12 protein-coding genes are annotated in these 21,403 nt (G+C 61.6%); 8 read left to right on the top strand and 4 right to left on the bottom strand.

Annotation, left to right across the window (positions count from 1 at the left end):
• Nucleotides 1-57: 57 nt before the first annotated feature.
• Nucleotides 58-3,555, bottom strand: coding sequence for a carbamoyl-phosphate synthase large subunit (gene carB / locus RNA01_RS04050; protein ID WP_147178682.1), 3,498 nt, complete (start codon nucleotides 3,553-3,555; stop codon nucleotides 58-60).
• 298 nt (nucleotides 3,556-3,853) lie between these two features.
• Nucleotides 3,854-6,226, bottom strand: coding sequence for a methyl-accepting chemotaxis protein (locus RNA01_RS04045; protein WP_147178681.1), 2,373 nt, complete (start codon nucleotides 6,224-6,226; stop codon nucleotides 3,854-3,856).
• 211 nt (nucleotides 6,227-6,437) lie between these two features.
• On the opposite strand from RNA01_RS04045, the gene RNA01_RS04040 reads away from it, so the two are divergent.
• From RNA01_RS04040 to RNA01_RS04030, 3 genes are all read left to right on the top strand, one after another.
• Nucleotides 6,438-7,922, top strand: coding sequence for an amidase (locus RNA01_RS04040; RefSeq protein ID WP_147178680.1), 1,485 nt, complete (start codon nucleotides 6,438-6,440; stop codon nucleotides 7,920-7,922).
• A gap of 349 nt (nucleotides 7,923-8,271) precedes the next feature.
• Nucleotides 8,272-9,198 carry a KPN_02809 family neutral zinc metallopeptidase gene (gene ypfJ / locus RNA01_RS04035; protein ID WP_147178679.1) on the top strand — a complete coding sequence of 309 codons (927 nt, stop codon included), beginning with the start codon at nucleotides 8,272-8,274 and terminating at the stop codon, nucleotides 9,196-9,198.
• A 158-nt stretch (nucleotides 9,199-9,356) separates the two neighbouring features.
• The gene (locus RNA01_RS04030; RefSeq protein WP_147178678.1) at nucleotides 9,357-10,757 is read left to right on the top strand and encodes an MATE family efflux transporter; all 1,401 of its coding nucleotides are present in this window, start codon (nucleotides 9,357-9,359) and stop codon (nucleotides 10,755-10,757) included.
• 36 nt (nucleotides 10,758-10,793) lie between these two features.
• Here RNA01_RS04030 and carA read toward each other — a convergent pair whose 3' ends face one another.
• Nucleotides 10,794-11,999: a glutamine-hydrolyzing carbamoyl-phosphate synthase small subunit gene (gene carA / locus RNA01_RS04025; protein WP_147178677.1), complete on the bottom strand. Its 1,206-nt coding sequence runs from the start codon at nucleotides 11,997-11,999 to the stop codon at nucleotides 10,794-10,796.
• Between the two features lie 324 nt (nucleotides 12,000-12,323).
• Here carA and RNA01_RS04020 point away from each other — a divergent pair, with 324 nt between their 5' ends.
• From RNA01_RS04020 to RNA01_RS04000, 5 genes are all read left to right on the top strand, one after another.
• Nucleotides 12,324-12,776, top strand: coding sequence for a GatB/YqeY domain-containing protein (locus RNA01_RS04020; RefSeq protein ID WP_371864046.1), 453 nt, complete (start codon nucleotides 12,324-12,326; stop codon nucleotides 12,774-12,776).
• Nucleotides 12,777-13,064: 288 nt separating this feature from the next.
• Nucleotides 13,065-15,080, top strand: coding sequence for a DNA primase (dnaG, locus tag RNA01_RS04015; protein ID WP_147178676.1), 2,016 nt, complete (start codon nucleotides 13,065-13,067; stop codon nucleotides 15,078-15,080).
• A 77-nt stretch (nucleotides 15,081-15,157) separates the two neighbouring features.
• A complete protein-coding gene (locus RNA01_RS04010; RefSeq protein ID WP_235916409.1) occupies nucleotides 15,158-16,441 on the top strand; it encodes an adenylate/guanylate cyclase domain-containing protein in 1,284 nt (427 codons plus the stop codon).
• Nucleotides 16,442-16,857: 416 nt separating this feature from the next.
• A complete protein-coding gene (gene rpoD / locus RNA01_RS04005) occupies nucleotides 16,858-18,918 on the top strand; it encodes an RNA polymerase sigma factor RpoD (RefSeq protein ID WP_147178675.1) in 2,061 nt (686 codons plus the stop codon).
• Nucleotides 18,919-19,077: 159 nt separating this feature from the next.
• Nucleotides 19,078-20,220, top strand: a complete 1,143-nt coding sequence (locus RNA01_RS04000) for a DUF930 domain-containing protein (RefSeq protein ID WP_147178674.1) — start codon at nucleotides 19,078-19,080, stop codon at nucleotides 20,218-20,220.
• Between the two features lie 16 nt (nucleotides 20,221-20,236).
• Here the strand turns inward: RNA01_RS04000 and RNA01_RS03995 are convergent, their stop codons facing one another.
• The gene (locus RNA01_RS03995; protein ID WP_147178673.1) at nucleotides 20,237-21,385 is read right to left on the bottom strand and encodes an amidohydrolase; all 1,149 of its coding nucleotides are present in this window, start codon (nucleotides 21,383-21,385) and stop codon (nucleotides 20,237-20,239) included.
• Between the last annotated feature and the right edge of the window lie 18 nt (nucleotides 21,386-21,403).

Here is a 21,403-nt window from a genome sequence, read left to right as displayed (position 1 = left end):
TCGCTCAAAAGACAAGCCCCGCGGTCTTGTGCCGCGGAGCTTTGATCGCGTGTCCGATCAGGCGAAATAGCTCTGCAGCGGACGGACCTCAAGCTGGCCCTTTTTCAAGGCGCGGATGGCTTCGGCGGCGGCAAGCGCACCGGCCATCGTCGTGTAATAGGGCACCTTCTGCATCAGAGCGGCACGACGCAGCGATTTCGAATCCGAAATCGCCTTGTTGCCATCGGTAGTGTTGATCACCAGCTGAACCTGACGGTTGCGAATAGCGTCCTCGACATGCGGACGGCCTTCCAGAACCTTGTTGATCTTGATCGCCTCGATGCCCTTTTCGGCGAGGAAGCGCTGGGTGCCACCGGTCGCCATGACCTTGAAGCCAATCTCGGCAAGCAGGCGCACGGCCGGCATCACACGTTCCTTGTCCTCGTCGCGGACCGAGACGAAAACGGTGCCTTCGCGCGGCAGTTCGACGCCGGCGCCCAGCTGGCTCTTGGCGAAAGCCAAAGCGAAGTCGGTGTCGAGGCCGATGACCTCGCCGGTCGAGCGCATCTCAGGCCCAAGCAGCGTGTCGACGCCGGGGAAGCGGGCGAAGGGGAAGACGGCCTCCTTGACGGCGATATGGGTCAGGTTACGCGGGTCGGGCTTCTTGCCATAGGCGGCGATCGCCGCATCGAGCTTTTCGCCGGTCATGATGCGGGCGGCGATCTTGGCGATCGGCGCTCCGATGGTCTTTGCGACGAAGGGCACCGTGCGCGAGGCACGCGGGTTGACTTCAAGCACGTAGATCACACCGTCCTTGATGGCGTACTGGACGTTCATCAGGCCGCCGACATTGAGCGCCTTGGCCATGGCCTTGGTCTGGCGTTCCAGCTCATCGAGCAACTCGGGGCTAAGCGATCGCGACGGCAGCGAGCAGGCGCTATCGCCCGAATGGATGCCGGCCTCCTCGATATGCTCCATGATGCCGGAGACGAAGACGTTCTCGCCGTCGCACAGCGCGTCGACATCGACTTCAATGGCGTTGGTCAGGTAGCTGTCGAACAGAAGCGGGTTCTTGCCGAGAAGCGTGTTGATCTGGCCGGTCTTGTCGTTCGGATAACGCTGCTTGATGTCTTCCGGAACCAGGCCCGGAACGGTGTCGAGTAGGTAAGACTGCAACATGCTCTCATTGTGAATGATCTGCATGGCACGACCGCCCAGAACGTAGGACGGGCGCACGACCAGCGGGAAGCCGATCTCGGAGGCGACAATGCGGGCCTGCTCGACCGAATAGGCGATGCCGTTGTTCGGCTGCGTAAGGTCGAGCTTCATCAGAAGCTTCTGGAAGCGGTCGCGGTCTTCGGCAAGGTCGATCATGTCGGGGGCTGTGCCGAGGATCGGGATGCCGTTCTTTTCCAGCGCCTCGGCGAGCTTCAGCGGCGTCTGACCACCGAACTGCACGATAACGCCGACGAGCGTGCCCTTTTCTTGCTCGGCGCGCATGATCTCGATTACGTCTTCGGCCGTCAGCGGTTCGAAGTAGAGGCGATCGGAGGTGTCGTAGTCGGTCGAGACCGTTTCCGGGTTGCAGTTGACCATGATGGCTTCATAGCCGGCATCCTTCAGCGCGAAGGCGGCGTGGCAACAGCAGTAGTCGAACTCAATGCCCTGGCCGATGCGGTTCGGGCCGCCGCCGAGGATGACGACCTTCTTGCGGTCGGAAACCTGTGCCTCGGAGCGCGCGGCACCGACGAAGGGCGTCTCATAGGTCGAGTACATATAGGCGGTCGGCGAGGCGAATTCGGCCGCGCAGGTGTCGATGCGCTTGAAGACTGGCCGCACGTTCAGCGCGTTGCGGATTTCGGCCACTTCCTTTGGGCGCTTGCCACTGAGGCTGGCCAGACGTGCGTCGGAGAAGCCCATGGCTTTCAGCATGCGCAGGTTTTCGGCATCGTCCGGAAGACCGTGCTCGCGGACGCGGGCTTCCATGTCGACGATCGCCTTGAACTGGGCGATGAACCATGGGTCGATCTTGCAGCCCTCGTGCACCTCTTCCGGCGACATGCCGAGACGCAAGGCCTGGGCGACCATGCGCAGGCGATCCGGGGTCGGCGTGCCGATGGCGGCGCGGATGGCGTTCTTGTCGTCGCCACCGTCGCCATTGCTGCCGAGGCCGGGGATTTCGATTTCGTCGAGGCCGGTGAGGCCGGTCTCCAGGCCGCGCAGCGCCTTCTGCAGCGATTCCGCAAAGGTACGGCCGATCGCCATGACTTCGCCGACCGACTTCATCGCGGTGGTCAGTGTCGGCTCTGCGCCGGGGAATTTTTCGAAGGCAAAACGCGGGATCTTGGTGACGACATAGTCGATCGACGGTTCGAACGAGGCCGGCGTCGCGCCGCCGGTGATGTCATTTTCCAGTTCGTCGAGCGTGTAACCGACGGCGAGCTTGGCGGCGACCTTGGCGATCGGGAAGCCGGTGGCCTTGGAGGCGAGCGCCGAGGAGCGCGACACGCGCGGGTTCATTTCGATGACGACGAGGCGGCCGTCCGCCGGATTGACGGCGAACTGTACGTTCGAGCCGCCGGTCTCTACGCCGATCTCACGCAGCACCGCGATCGAGGCGTTGCGCATCATCTGGTATTCCTTGTCGGTCAGGGTCAGCGCGGGCGCCACCGTGATCGAGTCGCCTGTGTGCACGCCCATCGGATCGATGTTCTCGATCGAGCAGATGATGATGCAATTGTCCGCCTTGTCGCGGACGACCTCCATCTCATACTCTTTCCAGCCGAGCACGGATTCCTCGATCAGCACTTCAGTGGTCGGCGAGGCATCGAGGCCGGATCCGATGATTTCGAAGAATTCCGAGCGATTGTAGGCGATGCCGCCGCCTGTGCCGCCCATGGTGAAGGAGGGGCGAATGATCGCCGGCAGACCAACGACATCAAGCGCCTGGGCGGCGACTGCCATGGCGTGGTTCATGTAGCGCTGCTTGCGATCGGTCTCGCCCAGGTTCCACTGGTTCTCCAGCGCGTCGAGCGCCTTGTCGAGTTCAGCGCCGGAGAGCCTGGACTTCAGTTCTGCACGCGCAGCCTCATGGGTCTTGCGGTCAGCATCCTTGATCTCGGTGGCATTCGCCAGCATCGACTTTGGCGTTTCAAGACCAATCTTGGCCATGGCTTCGCGGAACAGCGCGCGATCTTCGGCCTTGTCGATGGCGGCGGGCTTGGCGCCGATCATTTCGACATTGTAGCGGTCGAGCACGCCCATGCGTTTCAGTGAAAGCGCCGTGTTGAGCGCCGTCTGGCCGCCCATGGTCGGGAGCAGCGCGTCCGGGCGTTCCTTGGCGATGATCTTCGCCACCACTTCCGGGGTGATCGGCTCGACGTAGGTGGCGTCGGCCAAGCCCGGGTCGGTCATGATGGTCGCCGGGTTGGAGTTGACCAGGATAACCCGGTAGCCTTCCTCCTTCAGCGCCTTGACGGCCTGGGTGCCTGAATAGTCGAATTCGCAAGCCTGACCGATGACGATCGGACCGGCGCCAATGATGAGGATGGACTTTATATCTTGGCGCTTGGGCATCGGCGTCTTCCAATTTTCAGTTGCGCGAAAGGCCGGCCAGGGTGAATTCACCGGCCGGGGCGCGCATCGAGGTCTTTTAAGGCTAGAAGCGGCTTATAGGGAAATCTTTGCCGCAAACCAACCCCATAAATGAGCGCTCGGCAGGAAAGTTGGGGAGGGAGGTTCGGCGGTGATTTTTGTCACTGCTTGCCAAGGTCGAACTTACATCCGGCCGCCAGAGCGGGCGTGTGTCATAGGCTCCGCGCAAAAAAATGGCGGGCCGTGGCCCGCCATCTGTCTTTTCGGATGTTGTCTCGTCTCAGAACTCTTCCCAATCGGCGGATGCCGCGCTGTTCTGGGCACCGACGGCTGCGGCCAGGCGATTGCCGAGTGCGCGGGCCGGCGAGGGGACCGGAGCCGTGTTGCGCGAGGCACTGGCAACGGGCGGGCGCGGGGCCAGCGGCTTGGGGGCCGGTGCCCGTGCCGGGGCGGCGGGCGCCGTGGCACGCAGGTTTGCGGCAGGGCTGTTACCGAGATTGAACTGGGCAAGCCGGGCTGAAAGCGCGGAGACTTCCGATACCAGCGTATGCGAGGCCGCGTTGGTTTCCTCGACCATTGCCGCGTTTTTCTGCGTGCCCTGGTCCATGATGTTGACGGCGGAGTTGATCTCGCTGAGGCCCGTCGACTGGTCGCGTGCGGCCAGCACGATCGCCTGGACGTTGGTGTTGATCTGCTGGACCTCCGTCACGATCGCCCGCAGGGCCTCGCCGGTCTGGCCGACGAGCGAGACACCATGTTTGACCTGCTCACCGGAGGCGGTGATGAGCGCCTTGATTTCCTTGGCGGCATTGGCCGAGCGTTGTGCGAGTTCACGCACTTCCTGCGCCACCACGGCAAAGCCCTTACCAGCTTCGCCGGCCCGTGCTGCCTCGACACCGGCGTTGAGCGCCAGAAGGTTGGTCTGGAAGGCGATCTCGTCGATCACGCCGATGATGTTGGAAATCGACTGGGATGACTGTTCGATGGCACTCATCGCGTCGACAGCGGCGCTGACCACTTCGCCTGAGCGCTCTGCGCCTTCCTTTGTGCGGTTCACCTGCGCGCCGGCGTCTTCGGCTCGCTGGGTCGATTCGTGGACCGATCGGGTGATTTCGGCCAATGCTGCCGCGGTCTCCTCGACAGAGGCCGCTTGCTGCTCGGTGCGGTGGGCAAGGTCGTCGGCGGCGGAGCGGATCTCGTTGGAGCCGTTCTGGATGGTCGTTGCGTTGTCGCTGAAGGAGAGCATGGCGGCCTGCAGCGCCTCGACCGACTCGTTAAAATTAGAGCGGATCGCGTCGAACGCGCCGTTGAACGGCTTGTCGAGACGAACCGTCATGTCGCCTTTGGAGAGACGTGCCAGCCCATTGCCGAGTTCGGAGACGACGAAGCGGACTTCTTCCTCCCGCGCAGCATGGCCATTCGACCGCTCTATTCGCTCGAGTTCTTCCTGGGCGCGATGAGCCTCGGCCTCATTTTCAAGCTGAACCTTGCGGCGGTTGTTTTCCAACAGGATTTGCAGTGAACGGGAAAGGTCGCCCAGTTCGTCGGACCTTTCGCGGTCAGTCAGTTCGACGTCGAGCCTGCCATCGGCGATCTGTGTGGTCTGGTCGATCACGCGGTTGATGCGGCCGATGAAGCCGCGAGCGAGTACCCAACCGGCGACGACCAGCAGGAGCGTGGCAAGCCCGATGACCAGAACGGAGTTCCAGACAACATGACTGAGGGCGGCAAAAACGGTGGCGCTCGGAACGGAGACGACAACGTTCCACACGGTGCCCTCAAAGGGTGTGATCGGTACGGCGACGGCCAGATGTTCCGTGCCGTCGGGTTGGATAATAGTCCGGGCCTCACCCGGAGATTTCACCGCGCTCTCCCAAGCCTTGGCGTCGACGCCGCTGTCCTTGAGGGACTTACCCATCATAGCCTTATCGGGATAGCTGACGAAGGCGTCGGCGGATGAAAGAAGCGCGATATAGCCGTTGCCCAGCGGATGTTTGGCGGCAAGATCCGCAGCCGTTTTGTTGAGGTCGATGTCGGCGCCCACATAGGCGACGGTTTTGCCGTTGTCCTGGATCGGTATCGACAGAGTGGTCATCAGCACGTCCTTGCCGTCGACCGGATAGACGTAGGGTTCCATCAGTACGGTTTTGCCGGTCTTGACCGGCAACTGGTAAAAGTCGCCGGCGCCAGGCTTGTCGTAGTCGACCATGACCTCCGTCTTGATCTCGCTGCCGGCGCGGTAGACGTAGGGCACAAACCGGCCCGTTGCGTCGTGCGTCGGCTTGTCGACATAGTCCGCGTCCTTGCCGTCGAAGGCATTCGGTTCCCACCCCGTGGACAGGCCGAGCGCACCAGGGTAGCCCTTCAGCGTCGTGGTCATCAGCGCGATGATGTTGTCTCTGGTGGCTGAGCCGCTCTCGCGCAACGATACGATCGACATTCGCACGCCGTCTACCATCTGATGACCGTCGCCCAGGCTGGCTTCGATCTCCGCGGCAGCCTCAGTTGCTGCTGCGCGCATCTCGTTGATACTTGCCGTGCGGACGTTGTCGTAGGAAATCGTCACCAGTGTCGCTGCAACGCCGATTGTGGTCACGACACCGAGTGCGACAGTGGAGAATATGTTGCGGCTCGTGGCCGATTTGAAAAGCATGGACACCTCTTGAGGACGTTTATTGCCATTGCGCTTCGCGCTCCAGCATGCTGACGGCAAGTCTGGGGATGTAGTCGATGAAGCTTAGCTGTCTCGTGGTTAAGCAGGTGTTTAAGTTAACGTATATCTGGGCTGTTTCGCGCTTTGACTTGATTTATTGCATTGTCGACTGCTCCTTGCCTGCTAGTCTGCATGAAAACGGGGGCATGCGATGTATTCTTCCTATTTGAACTACGATGGACTGGGCTTGGCGGACCTGGTTCGACGTGGCGAGGTCAGCGCGATCGAGCTTGTCGAAACGGCGATTGCGTCGATCGAGCGGCTCAATCCGGACCTGAACGCGGTCATCCTGCCGATGTTCGAGCAGGCGCGACAGGCCGCCGCCGGGCCGGTCAGCGACGGCCCCTTTGTCGGCGTGCCCTTTCTGCTGAAGGATCTGCTGTCGCAGGTCGAGGGTGTTCCCACGTCGCAGGGCAATCGGCTCTGGGCGAAGATAAAGGCATCCGGCGACAACGAACTGGTGAAGCGCTGGAAACGGGCAGGCCTGATTATCGTCGGCAAGACCAATACGCCGGAATTCGGCCTTACCCCTTATACCGAGCCGGACACCTTCGGTCCGACCCGTAATCCCTGGGATTTGACGCGCACGCCTGGCGGCTCCTCCGGTGGATCGGCCGCGGCTGTGGCTTCGGGCATGGTGCCGCTCGCCTCCGGTGGCGACGGCGGCGGTTCGATCCGCATTCCGGCCTCGGCCTGCGGTCTGTTCGGCATGAAGCCGACGCGCGGGCGCAATCCGGTGGGTCCGTTCATCGGCGAGGCCTGGTCAGGTTTTGCCGGCGAGCATGTGTTGACGCGATCGGTTCGCGATTCCGCCGCCATGCTCGACGCCACGCACGGACCTGATGTCGGCAATCCGCATCCGCTGCCGGAATTTTACGGATCATGGCTCGAGGCCGTCGGGCGCGCACCGAAGCGTTTGCGGATCGCCGTGTCCGTCGACCCCATGCTTGGCAAGGTTGTCGCGCCGGAGGTCCTCGCGGCCTTTGATGAAACTGTGCGCCTGCTTGAAGATCTGGGACATGAGGTGGTGGAGGCAGCGCCTTCCGTTGAGCGGGAGCGGTTCTCGCTCGCCTTTCTAACTGTGTTGGCCGCCGAGCTGCGTGCCGACATCGAGTTCATCGCCGAACTGAGCGGTATTCGAGTGCGGCCGGAGGATTTCGATGCCGCGTCCTTTGGTCTTGGACTTCTCGGCCAGGCTTTCTCCGCCGCCGAACTCGCCGCGGCCCTGCGCTACCTTAAGCTCTCGGCACGATCGATCCTCGGATTTTTCGAAACGCATGACGTGCTGATGACGCCGGTGCTGTCCAGCCTGCCGGTAAAGATCGGCGCACTTCAGCCTAAGCCGATCGAGAAGACGTTGATCCGTTTCATGGGGCATATCCATGGCGGTTGGCTGTTGAAGAAGCTCGGCATTGCCAACCAACTCGCGGCGCAGACTTTCGAATTCATCCCGTGGACGCCGGTGTTCAACGTCACCGGCCAGCCCGCCATGTCGGTGCCGCTGAACTGGTCGCCCGAGGGATTGCCGATCGGCATGCATTTCGTCGGACGCTTCGCCGACGAGGCAACGCTGTTCAGCCTGGCTGGGCAGCTGGAGCAGGCGCGCCCGTGGAAGGACCGGCGTCCGCCGGGCTGACTCCAGCAAAGATCGCGTCGACCAGGCGTGCCGGTACGACTGGCCTGTATGTTACGCGAGCCGGCACATTGGCATGCCGCCGCTTGGCGCTTGTTTGTCCAGCCGTGTCCATGACGTTGCCCGATGATTTCATGTGTCGCCGAGGCTCGGGTGCGCGCACCGCAAAACATGAAGGCGAACCGTGCGATCGGCTTGTCAAAGCGCGCTTGGTGCACGGCTGTGTCTACAGCTCGACGAGAGCCGAACCGGTAGCTGGTGAAAACAATTGTTTGCTAATTTGTTTGGTCCTGCGGAACGCTTTGCTTTATGACGTATTTTTTCCCGCAGGCTCACATAATGGAGTTATGGAATGGAATGGAAGGGCCGGCGTCAGTCGGATAATATCGAGGATCGGCGCGGAACGTCCGTCGGTCGTGGCGGCACCGGACGCAATCCGTTCGGCCGTTCCGGCATCCAGATCCCGATGGGCAGCGGCCGCCGCGGCGGTGGCATGAGCATCGGTACGATCATCGTCCTCGTCGTCATCTACTTCGTGCTCAAGATGATGGGCATCGACATGTTGCAGGTGCTGGGCGACGGCTCCACACAGCAGTCCGGCTACGAGCAGTCCACCGGAGCGCGACCGTCATCTCCTGCCGCCGATGAGATGACCGCCTTCGTCAGGACCGTACTGGCCGAAACAGAGGATACGTGGAACGGCATTTTCCAGGCGTCCGGCGAAAAATATCAGGAGCCAACCCTGGTTCTGTTTTCCGGGCAGGTGCAGTCGGCCTGCGGTTTTGCCTCCTCGGCATCGGGGCCGTTCTATTGCCCTGGCGATCGCAAGGTTTATCTCGATACCGCCTTCTTCCAGCAGTTGGAGCAGCAGTTCGGTGCATCCGGCGACTTCGCCGAGGCTTATGTCATCGCCCACGAGATCGGCCATCATGTGCAGAACCTGACGGGCGTCCTGCCGAAGTTCAATAAATTGCGCCAGCAGATGAGCGAAGTGGAGGCCAATAAGATGTCGGTCCGCGTCGAGTTGCAGGCCGACTGTTATGCCGGGATCTGGGGGAGCTATACCGAGCAGAAGGGCCTGCTCGATGCCGGAGACCTGGAGGAGGCACTTAACGCCGCGCACCAGATCGGCGATGACACGCTGCAAAAGCGTGGTCAGGGCTATGTGGTTCCCGATAGCTTCAACCACGGCACTTCGGCGCAGCGGGCGAAATGGTTCAAACGTGGCTTCGATAGCGGCGAGGTGTCAGCCTGCGATACGTTCTCGGGGGCGATCTGAGGCGCAGTCGCCCTTTCATCAGCCTTTGTGATCAATCGACGATATTTTCTGCATGAACCCGCTGCGGCTTGCTACCGTAGCGGGTTTCTTCTATCCAGATAGAACACGCCGCTCACCAGTATCCTCTGGAAGCGGCTTTTTTCGTCTTGGGTAAGCTTATGTCTAGCCATTATGTACACGCGGGAGCAGGAAAAGCGGCCAGTAGCTGGGCCTCGCATATCCTTGCGACTCTCTCGCTCGGTATTCCCTTGATCGGCGCGCAGCTGGCGCAGCTCGGCATTCACACCACTGACGTCGTCATCGTCGGGCAGCTCGGTGCACAGTCGCTGGCGGCCATGGTGCTGTCCGGTCAGTTCTTCTTTACGATCTTCATCTTCGGTTCGGGCTTCTCGATCGCTGTCGTGCCGATGGTGGCGCAGGCCTATGGCCGCGGTGACGTCGTTTCGGTGCGCCGTGCGATCCGCATGGGGATGTGGGTATCGATCGGTTATACGCTTCTTACAGCGCCCCTGTTCTTCAATGCCGAGACGATCCTGCTGGCGCTCGGGCAGAAGCCCGAGGTCGCGGCGCTCGCCGCGGACTATGTGATGATCGTCCAGTTCGGTCTGTTGCCGGCGCTGCTCTTTGCCGTCTTGCGTGCTCTGGTCAGTGCGATCGGCCGGGCTGGCATTATTCTCTACGTCACGCTCGCCGTGCTCATGCTCAATGCCATGCTGGCCTATGCACTCGTCCTTGGCCATTTCGGGTTGCCGCGGCTTGGCATGATCGGGGCGGCGATCGTTGCGGTGATCGTCCAGTGGGCGAGTTTCCTGTTCATGGTCGTCTACATCGAAACGCGCGAACAAACACGGCGCTACGAATTGTTCGTTCGCTTCTGGCGCCCGGACTGGCAAGCGCTCCTTGAGGTGCTGCATCTCGGACTGCCGATCAGCATCACCGTGCTTGCCGAGGTTAGTCTGTTTGCCGCAGCCTCGCTGATGATGGGGAAGATCGGCACGCTCCAGCTTGCCGCGCATGGCATCGCCCTTCAACTGGCCTCGATTGCCTTCATGATCCCGCTTGGCCTGTCGCAGGCAGCAACGGTCAGGGTCGGCGTGGCCCACGGGCGTGGCGATTATCCGAACCTGATGCGCGCGGCGATTTCCGTGCTCGGGATCGCCAGTGCGATCGCGATTGCCGGAGGGATAGTTTTCTATTCGATGCCACGCTTGCTCAGCAGCGTCTTCATCGATGCAAGCGCGCCTGAGGCTGCTGCTGTGCTCGATTTCGCTGCGCCGCTCGTGGTGATCGCCGGTATCTTCCAGCTCGTGGACGGTTTGCAGGCGATTGCCAGCGGGCTGCTGCGCGGTTTGAAGGATGCGCGCATTCCGATGGTGATGGCGCTGGTCTCCTACTGGCCGATCGGCTTTTTCCTTGCCTGGGTGATGGCCTTCCCGCTGGGTATGGGCAGCATCGGCATCTGGCTCGGTTTCCTCATCGGCCTGATCAGTGCCGCGCTTTTGCTGTGCCTGCGGTTTTTCCAGAGAATGCGTTTCGAAATGAAAACGGCCCGGGTCTGACTGGGCCGTTCCGCAATCTCTAATGTGGGAATCGGATCAACGCTCTGCGAGCGCCGGCTCACCCTTGTTCTCGCGCACCAGGTTGATGAAGCGGCGGAAGAGGTAGTGGCTGTCCTGCGGGCCGGGCGAGGCTTCCGGGTGGTGCTGCACAGAGAAGACTGGCTTGCCGGCCAGTCGCAGGCCGCAGTTGGAGCCGTCGAACAGTGAAATGTGAGTCTCTTCAACGCCTTCCGGCAGGGACTTCGAATCGACTGCGAAGCCGTGGTTCATCGAGACGATCTCGACCTTGCCGGTGGTGAAATCCTTGACCGGGTGATTGGCGCCATGGTGCCCCTGGTGCATCTTCTCGGTCTTTGCCCCGAGCGCCAGGCCCAACATCTGGTGACCGAGGCAGATGCCGAACAGCGGCTTGTCGGACTTGATCAGGCTCTGGATGACCGGAACGGCATATTCGCCGGTTGCGGCCGGGTCGCCCGGACCGTTCGACAGGAATACGCCATCCGGCTGCAGCGCCAGGATGTCCTCGGCGCTGGTGGTCGCCGGAACGACGGTCACCTTGCAATCAAGACCGGCAAAGAGCCGCAGGATGTTGCGCTTCACACCGAAGTCGACGCAGACGATATGATACTGCGCATCCGCCGCGCCAAGCGTCGAGTAACCTTCGTTCCACACCCAGGGCTTCTCGTCCCAGACGGAGGACTGGCCGCAGGTTGCGACCTTGGCGAGGTCAAGGCCGACCAGACCGCTCCACGCCTTGGCCTCGGCCTTAAGCGTATCGATGTCGAACACGCCGTTCGGATCGTGGGCGATCACCGCATTCGGCGCGCCGTGCTCGCGGATCCAGGCGGTTAGTGCTCGGGTATCGACGCCATAAAGGCCGATGATGCCGCGGGCCTTCAGCCAGGCGTCGAGATGCTTGGCAGCGCGGTAGTTCGACGGGTCCGTGATGTCAGCCTTGAAGATCACACCGACTGCGCCGTGGCGTGCCGCCGGCGTCAGGTCTTCGATGTCTTCATCATTGGTGCCGACATTGCCGATATGCGGGAAGGTGAAAGTGACGATCTGGCCGAGATAGGACGGGTCGGTCAGGATTTCCTCATAGCCCGTCAACGCCGTGTTGAAGCATACTTCTGCCTGTACCTTGCCGGTGGCGCCGATCCCGTGGCCTTCGATGACGGTGCCGTCGGCGAGAACGAGAAGCGCAGTCGGCTTGCGGGTGGTCCATGGGGCTGTCGAGGTCATGTTCGTTCCTTGTCCGGCCGGGAACGCCGGTCCCTTGAAGAACCGGAGCCCACGCGCCATTTATGATCGCAGATCAAGGTCGCGCAGCGACGTGCGCGTTTTCCCCTGATGACAATTTTCGTGCAGGTGCCGGAAAATAGACGGATCGACCCTGAAGGTCAATTCGCCCTTGTGGAAAGCGTGGAATTTTGCCCCATGTATTTCAATGGGTTGCCTAATTGATTTGCGCGAAGCGGAAGGTCTGGTTAAGAGTTCGGCAAAAATGACAAGGAAAAGCCACAATTGACGACGTTCGCCAACCGGTTTTCCTATGGAGATGAAGAGATGATGCGCGACAGGCTCACCGAGGTTATGAAGGAATCCCTCAAGGCGAAGGACGTGCGCCGTACCTCGACTGTGCGGTTGATTCAGACCGCGATCAAGGATCGGGACATCGCCAACCGCGGTATCGGCAAAGATCCCGTTACCGACGACGAAATCATGCAGATCCTGATGAAGATGATCAAGCAGCGCGACGAGTCGGCGAAGATCTATGCCGACAACGCACGGCCTGAGCTTGCCGAGCAGGAGCTCCAGGAAATCTGCATCATCAAGAGCTTCATGCCGGAGCAATTGCCCGAGGAGAAGGTGCGTGAACTCTGCGCTTCGGTGATCACCGAAACCGGTGCCCAGGGGCTGCGCGACATGGGCAAGTGCATGAATGCACTCAAGGAGCGCTATCCCGGTCAGATCGACTTCGCCAAGGCGTCCGGCCTGGTCAAGGATCTGTTGAAGTAGGGGGCGAAGGCCTCGCTTCAGGACTCCGCCTTCGGGCGGAGTTTTTCGTTCAGCGCCTTTGAGATCTTCTGTTGCATGGTGAAATGGCGCAGAGAGAGCAAAAGGGTCCCGGCAATGGGGTGTCATCGGCTCGGTTCTATCCGCACCTGCCAGGCATTTACTGACCTCTGGTAATGTCGGTCCGCTTGCCGTTCTGGTCGGCCGCTGTGAATAGCGGGTGCAAGCCTTAAAAGCCTTGGCGCTTCCACCTCGGCCCGCCTATATGGAGGGAACGACCAAGAGGGCAGAATGCGCTTTTCCAACGACTTTCTCGACGAGATCCGCGACCGCGTGCCGATTTCGGCCGTGGTTGGTCGACGCGTGTCGTGGGATCGCAAGAAAACCAATGTCTCGCGCGGCGACTATTGGGCGTGCTGCCCGTTCCACGGGGAAAAGAGCCCGAGCTTTCACTGCGAAGACCGCAAGGGGCGCTATCATTGCTTCGGTTGCGGTGTCTCCGGCGACCATTTCCGATTCCTCACCGATCTTGAGGGGTTGAGCTTTCCAGAAGCCGTGCAGCAGATCGCCGACATGGCCGGCATCGCCATGCCAAAGGCCGACGCGCAGGCGGAACGGCGCGAGAAGGAGCGCACGACGCTGCAGGACGTCATGGAAATGGCGACGCAGTACTTTCAGGATCAGTTGCAGACCGCTACAGGCGCGCGGGCCCGCGCATATCTGCGCGAACGGGGGCTCTCCGGGCGCACGATCGAAACGTTCCGGTTGGGCTATGCGCCCGAGAGCCGCAACGCGCTCAAGGAATATCTCGCTGCCAAGGGCGTGCCTAAGGAACAGATCGAGGCCTGCGGGCTGGTGCGGCATGGTCCGGACATTCCCGTCTCCTACGACTATTTCCGTGATCGCATCATGTTTCCGATCCTGTCGTCGCGCGACAAGGTAATCGCCTTCGGTGGCCGCGCCATGGCTCCGGACGCGATGGCGAAATACATGAATTCGCCGGAAACGGAGCTCTTCCACAAGGGCAATGTGCTGTTCAATTTCTCCCGGGCGCGCCGGGCACTGCAGGGGCCGTCCGGTGCGGAGACGATCATCGCCGTCGAAGGCTATATGGATGTGATCGCGCTCCACCAGGCCGGCATCGAGAACGCCGTGGCGCCGCTTGGCACGGCGCTGACCGAGAATCAGCTCGATTTGATGTGGAAGCTGACGCCGGTGCCGGTGCTTTGTTTCGACGGTGACAGTGCTGGCCAGCGGGCCGCGTTCCGTGGCGTTGATCTGGCGCTTCCGCACCTGAAACCGGGCCGTTCGGTGCGCTTCGCCATGTTGCCCGACGGCAAGGACCCGGATGACCTGGTCAAGCAGGACGGTCGCGCACCGTTCGACAAGGTGCTTGCGGAGGCACGGCCGCTGGCGGAAATGCTTTGGCTTCGCGAGGCTGGAGCGGGGCAGTATGACACGCCGGAGAAGCGCGCGGAGCTCGAAGCCCGGATGAAACAAGTGGTCCAGGTGATCGCTGACGAGAATGTTCGCCGCCACTACCAGCAGGACGTCCGAGACCGGCTGAACGCGTTCTTCCAGCCGAGCCAGGCCGGGCGAGGCGAGCGTCGCGGCGGTTTCGAGCCGGGCAATCGCGGCGGGGGGCGTGGCGGAGCGGCGGGACAGGGCCGGTTCGGCGGACGCGCGCCCGGTCCATCGGCTGGCGGCGGTGGAGCGATTTCCGATCGGCTGGCCCGGTCCGGGCTGGTCAAGGGGCACCAGGATCAGCCGGCACTTCGGGAAAGCGTGCTGGCGTTGACTATCGTCAATCATCCGCAACTGTTGCAGGACGAGTACGACGAAATCGCCTCGATCGACTACGAGAACCGCGATTTACAGAAGCTCTGGTCCTCGCTTCTTACGATCGCGGCGGGGATGGGAGCCCAACTGACGCGGGAAACGCTGATTGCGCGATTGGAGGAACAGGGACATGGCGGTCTGATCAAAAGCCTCGACCAGCAGATCCGCAATGCGCGGCTGTGGACGGCGACGGAGATCGCCGCGCCCGAGGACGCCGGCGAGGGGTATCGCCAGGCCCTTTCCCTGCACAAGCGGACCAAGGCGCTGCGGCGCCAGCGCATCGAGCTTGAACGCGAGGTGGCGGAGGCGACCGAAGCCGAGGATGGCGACCATATCGGCCAGTTGATCGGTGCGCTGCATGAGGTGCAGCTCGAAATCACCCGGATGGAAAATCAGGAAGCGATCATCGACGGCTTCGGTGTGATGTCCGGACGCGTCAAAGGTGCGGCCACGGGTCATAATTCCTAGGCCATTTCGCTATAAGTGGTTGCTGAAAACCGGCAGATACTTCATTCAGCAGGACGATAGGCTCATCGGAACAAGTCGTGTCGACGCAGAGATTCGAAATTCAGTTACGACGCGAACGCGGGGTGCGTTCGGCGCGGCGTCTACAGACCCTCCATGCGCTCGTTGGACGTGCACTGGCGGTCCGCGCGCCGTATGGTCGTCGCCGGATGGACGTGACCAATATCGTCGCATTGCTCGCCAGCCTGATGACGATCCCCTACATCCTGCTTTATGCGCTCTACGATTATCAGGGGCTGTTGCCGGCCATTGCGGCCTTGTCGCCGCAGATCGTGCTCTATGCGATCACACCTTGCTTTCATCGCCTGGGACCCTGCGCCGCGGCGATCTATTTCAGCAGTATGTGGCTCGCCTTCGGTGTGCTCTGTTGTTTTCTGTTTGGAAGTGCGTCGGGGTTGCCTCTATTTTTCCTCACGGGCGCGGCCGCGACAATGCTGATTTTCGGCGCCGAGCGTTTCCTTCTGTCGGTGTTGGTGGCCGTACTGGCACTGGTGGCATTTCTGTGTGTCGAGGTATTCTTCAAGACTCCGGCGCTTGCCGCGGCTGATCCCGCCCTGATCGAAATTCTCTTCTTTATTACCGTGCCTTTCGCCTTCCTCCTGATCGTAACCACCGTCTATTTCGCTTTCGAGGAGGCGAGTCAGGCGGAAGTGGCCTTGGAAAAGGAGTATCGTTTCTCCGAAAAGCTCCTGGAGAACATGCTGCCGCGCGCGGTCGCTGCGCGCCTCCGACACGGCGATACCTCCATGATCGCCGATCAGATCTGTTCGGCTACCATTCTCTTCGCCGATATTGTCGATTTCACGCCGCGCGCAGCCAAATGGCCGCCGCAGGAGCTGGTGACTTTTCTCGGTCGGGTGTTTTGTTGTTTCGATGATCTTGCTGCGGGCCATGGGCTGGAGAAGATCAAGACAATCGGCGACGCTTATATGGTGGCGGGCGGTTTGCCGGAGCCGTGTGCCGACCATGCGGAGAGGATGGCGCTGATGGCACTCGACATGGTGGAGCGCTGCCGGCAGATCTCGGTGGAATATGGCGAGCCGGTCGATGTGCGCATTGGACTCGAGAGCGGTCCGGTGGTGGCCGGCGTGATCAGCTCGAGCAAGCTGCTCTACGATGTCTGGGGCGATACGGTGAATACTGCGGCACGGATGGAGTCGCACGGCGTCGCCGGCAGGATACAGGTCGGCGACCAATTCAAGTCGATGCTCGAAGACCGGTTCGAGTTCGAGTTGCGTGGCGAGATTGAAGTCAAGGGCAAAGGGGCGATGCGGGTCTGGTTCCTGAAGGGCCGAAAGCCATAACGCTCATCGATGATGCGTCGCAGAACCTTCAGTTTTGCGGGGTTTCAGCTCGCCCCTTGTTTCCGGTGCGTTCAGACCTACATCTGTCGGGAAGCGGTGCGATAGCCGTTCGTGTTAAGATTTTTCCCGTTTTCCCAGGCAATCGTGCCGGAAAAGCTTGACGGCAGGGGAAATTGTGGGAATCACCAGTACAGGCACACAAGGGTGAAGTGGGTCCAGGCGAATCTCTAGTACCATGACCGGTCATTCGGAAGAACGAGGACGTTGCGCGGCGGTGATGCAGTCCTTAGTTAATCGGGAATTAAGCACCATTCCGGTAGGTCATTGACAGAAATCGTAGCGGGCAGGGGCCTTCGGGCCGCTTTCCGCTTTGCATCGTGCGGACAAGATCAGACGTCAGGAAAGCGACGAAATAGATGGCATCCAAAGTCAAAGAAAACGAAGAAGCAGATAGCGAACGCGATGGCGCTACCGATGGTCCGCTTCTCGACCTTTCGGATGACGCGGTCAAAAAAATGATCAAGGCCGCCAAGAAGCGCGGCTATGTCACCATGGACGAACTGAACTCGGTTCTGCCGTCGGAGGAAGTCACCTCCGAGCAGATCGAGGACACCATGGCCATGCTCTCCGATATGGGTATTAACGTCGTCGAGGACGAGGACGCCGAAGAGGCTGCGCCCGCCGAAGAAGGCGATGACGATAACGACGGCGAAAGCGAAGGCGGCGAACTGGCGCCGTCGCAGGGCACTCAGCTCGCGACCGCCAAGAAGAAAGAACCGACCGACCGCACGGACGACCCGGTGCGCATGTACCTGCGCGAGATGGGTTCGGTCGAGCTTCTGTCGCGTGAAGGCGAAATCGCCATCGCCAAGCGTATCGAGGCCGGTCGCGAGACGATGATCTCCGGTCTTTGCGAGAGCCCGCTGACCTTCCAGGCGCTGATCATCTGGCGCGACGAACTTAACGAAGGCACGACGCTGCTGCGCGAGATCATTGATCTCGAAACCACTTATTCCGGCCCCGAGGCGAAGGCTGCGCCGCAGTTCCAGTCGCCGGAAAAGATCGAGGCCGACCGCAAACTTGCCGAGGAAAAGGAAAGGGAGCGGGCCAAGCGCCGTCCGGCCGGAGCTGGCGACGACGACATCACCAATGTCGGCGGCGACAATGCCGCGCCTGAGGAAGAGGAAGAGGACGAGGACGAATCCAACCTGTCGCTCGCCGCCATGGAAGCGGAACTGCGTCCGCAGGTCATGGAGACCCTCGACACGATCGCCGACACCTACAAGAAGCTGCGCAAGCTGCAGGATCAGCAGGTCGAGGCACGCCTTGCCTGCACCGGCACGCTGTCGTCCGGCCAGGAGCGCCGTTACAAGGAACTCAAGGACCAGCTGATCACGGCGGTCAAGTCGTTGTCGCTCAACCAGAACCGCATCGACAGCCTTGTCGAGCAGCTCTACGACATCAACAAGCGCCTCGTGCAGAACGAGGGAAAGCTGCTGCGTCTCGCCGAATCCTATGGTGTGAAGCGCGACAGTTTCCTTGAACAGTATTCCGGCGCCGAGCTTGATCCGAACTGGATGAAGTCGATCGGTAATCTTTCGGCCCGTGGCTGGAAGGATTTTGCTCGCGAGGAAAACCAGACGATCCGCGATATTCGCGGCGAGATCCAGAATCTGGCGACCGAGACCGGCATTTCGGTCACGGAATTCCGCCGCATCGTGCACATGGTGCAAAAGGGCGAACGCGAAGCCCGCATCGCCAAGAAGGAAATGGTCGAGGCCAACCTGCGTCTCGTCATCTCGATCGCCAAAAAATACACAAACCGCGGTCTGCAGTTCCTAGACCTCATTCAGGAAGGCAATATCGGCCTGATGAAGGCGGTCGACAAGTTTGAGTATCGTCGCGGTTACAAGTTCTCGACCTACGCCACCTGGTGGATTCGTCAGGCGATCACCCGTTCGATCGCCGACCAGGCTCGTACGATCCGTATTCCGGTGCATATGATCGAAACGATCAACAAGATCGTTCGCACATCGCGCCAGATGCTGCACGAAATCGGCCGCGAGCCGACGCCGGAAGAACTGGCCGAAAAACTCGCCATGCCGCTTGAGAAGGTCCGCAAGGTCCTCAAGATCGCCAAGGAGCCTATCTCGCTCGAAACCCCGGTCGGCGACGAGGAGGATTCTCACCTCGGCGACTTCATCGAGGACAAGAACGCGCTGCTGCCGATCGATGCCGCCATCCAGGCCAACCTGCGCGAGACGACGACGCGCGTTCTCGCCTCGCTTACTCCGCGTGAAGAGCGCGTGCTGCGCATGCGCTTCGGTATCGGCATGAACACCGACCATACGCTCGAAGAAGTCGGTCAACAGTTCTCGGTTACCCGCGAACGTATCCGCCAGATCGAAGCCAAGGCGCTCCGCAAGCTCAAGCACCCGAGCCGCTCGCGCAAGCTGCGCTCGTTCCTCGATAGCTAAGGCGACAGATAGAAGTTCAAGATTGAAGCCCGGTTGGAGCGATCCCGCCGGGTTTTCTTTTTCCCGGAGACATATGGACGGCGATCTGGCCGATCGACCTTGATGCCGCCTGCATTTGGCGCCACATCACGCGAAACGTTTGGGGACCATTGGTTCGGCATGGATGATTATGCGAAAAAGCGCTGGGGGAAGCTGGGTGCGGGCCTTCTGGTCTCGCTCGTGGTGCATTTTGCCGTGCTGGGCGTCCTCTTGGTGAACCTGCCGTTGTCGCTGCCGGCGCAGCCGCAGGAGGAAACGGTCGCGGTAGAGATCGTGCCGCCGCCGGAAGAGGCCAAGCCAGCGACGGAAGAGCCGCCGCCGGAGAAGGCCGAAGAACAACCACCAGAACCGAAGCAGCAGCCCGAGGCGGAAGCGGCTGCTGCCCCCCCGCCGCCACCTCCGCCATCGCCATCGCCATCGCCACCGCCGGAAAGTGTTCCGACGCCGCAGGAGCGTCCGGTCGAGCAGCCAGCCGGCGAGGCTGGCGGCGAGGCGCTGTCCCTGCCGGTGCTGCGTCCCGTCTTCGAATTCAGTGAGAAGGACAGCGGGCCGCGTAAGGATATGAGCGGCGACGCGTCGAAGGAGAGTGTCAAGCCGGACGCGGCGAATGACGAGAAGGGTAAGCCGGATCCTGAGGCGCCTAAGCCGCAAACTGCGGATGTCGAGCCTAAGACCGAGGCCGCGGGCCCGTCGGGTGTGCCGCTGCCGGATGACATCGCATTGCCCGAGATCGATACGGGAACGGCCAGCGCCGAGAGGGACGGGGCGCCGTCGCCCGCCCAGCCGGACGAGACTTCGGTGACCATCGGTGCGGCGGATCCCGTTGACGCCCCGGTTGAGCCTTCCGCTGCGCCGGATGCGTCCGCCTCTACCGTTGCCGAGAAAGCCGCATCTCCTGCCAAGCTAGAGGAGGTGAAGAAGCTCTATTCGAGGAATCTCACGAACGACGCGGCGGCTATGACGGCCATGCGCGATATCCCGCGTCCGGACCGCGCCGATCAGCTCTGCGTCACAGAATTGCGCGAGCAGTTGCGCAACGGCTCTCCCAGCTACCGGCCGGAGCTTCTTCCCTCCTTTCGGCTGAAGGAGGGCAATGTCCTTTCGATCGACAAGGCCGCCTTTCGCGCCAACGGGCAATGGTTCAATCTGCGTTTCCGCTGCGAGATCAACGCCGACGCCACCCGCGTGGTTTCATTTGCTTTCGATGTCGGCAGCGCCATCCCGAAAAGCGAGTGGAAGCGTTACGGCTTTCCCGACTTCTGAATATCCGGACGCGGCACTAGCCGAGGATATTCTGCACGACCCGCCTGAAGACCCGTGCGCCGATGCCGATCAACTCGTCGGGAAAGTCGTAGTCAGGGTTGTGCAATGCCGGATGGGTTTCTCCCGAGCCAAGGAAGAACATGGCGGCCGGGGCAAGGGCACGGAAGCGGCCAAAGTCCTCTGACGCGCGCATCGGCAGGTCCCCGCCATCGTGCGGGATCCCTTCCGCATCGAGTGCGCGGGCGAGGTGGGCGACGGCCTCCGGCGCGTTCTCGCAGTGGAGGAAGACATCGTCATAGCTGATGGCCAGCTCCAGCCCGTCCGATATTGCCGCCTGGCGTGCCAGTTGCTCCGCTTCGGCGCAAAGTTCGGCCATGCGGTCGTCGACCATAGTGCGGAGCGTCACCCAGATCTCACCGGCGCCGGGGGCTATGCCGAAGGCTTGCTCGCCGAGTACCGCATGGGTGACTGTTGCCAGCCGGAAGCCGCGATCGGGTGGGGCGCTTGCCGAAAGGGCGGTCAGTGCCGGCATCAGCCTCGCCATCGCCATCATCGGTGAACGGCCGGTTTCCGGCAGGGAAGCGTGCGCCGCCTTGCCCAAGAGGCGGATTTTCATGCCGCGCGAGGCGCAGTTGACGGGGCCGTCGGTGAGCGCGACCCGGCCGAGAGGCAGGCCTGGCAGATTGTGCAGGGAAAAGGCCAGATTGGGGCTGATCTCGGCAAAGCGCGAGTCGGCGATTACGGCTGCGGCGCCCGCGCCGGTTTCCTCCGCCGGTTGGAACAGCAAAACCACGCGGCCGCGCTTCGGCGGTTGGCGCGACAGGCTGAGGCCAACCGCGAGCAGGATCGTCGAATGGCCGTCATGGCCGCAGAGATGGCCCTTTCCCGGTACCGTTGAGCGATAGGCCGCTTCGGACTTTTCCTCGATCGGCAGTGCGTCGAGTTCTGCGCGCAAGAGCAGGGTCGGGCCGGGCTCGGCACCCTCGAAGACGGCAGCAATCCCGTGACCTCCGAGTCCCGTGAGGATGCGATCTGGCTTCATTGGCGCGAGAAAGGCCAAGACGCGGCGGGCGGTTTGTTCTTCCTCGCCGGAAATCTCCGGGTGGCGGTGTAGTTCGTGGCGGAAGTCGATCAGGTCGACCATATCGTGGTTGGTCAGAAACATCGCGGGCATCCAGTCAAA

The organism is Paenirhizobium naphthalenivorans (assembly GCF_007992095.1).
Classification (GTDB): domain Bacteria; phylum Pseudomonadota; class Alphaproteobacteria; order Rhizobiales; family Rhizobiaceae; genus Allorhizobium; species Allorhizobium naphthalenivorans.
The sequence above is the reverse complement of the archived record's forward strand: the minus strand, read 5'-3'. Positions and strand labels throughout refer to the sequence as shown.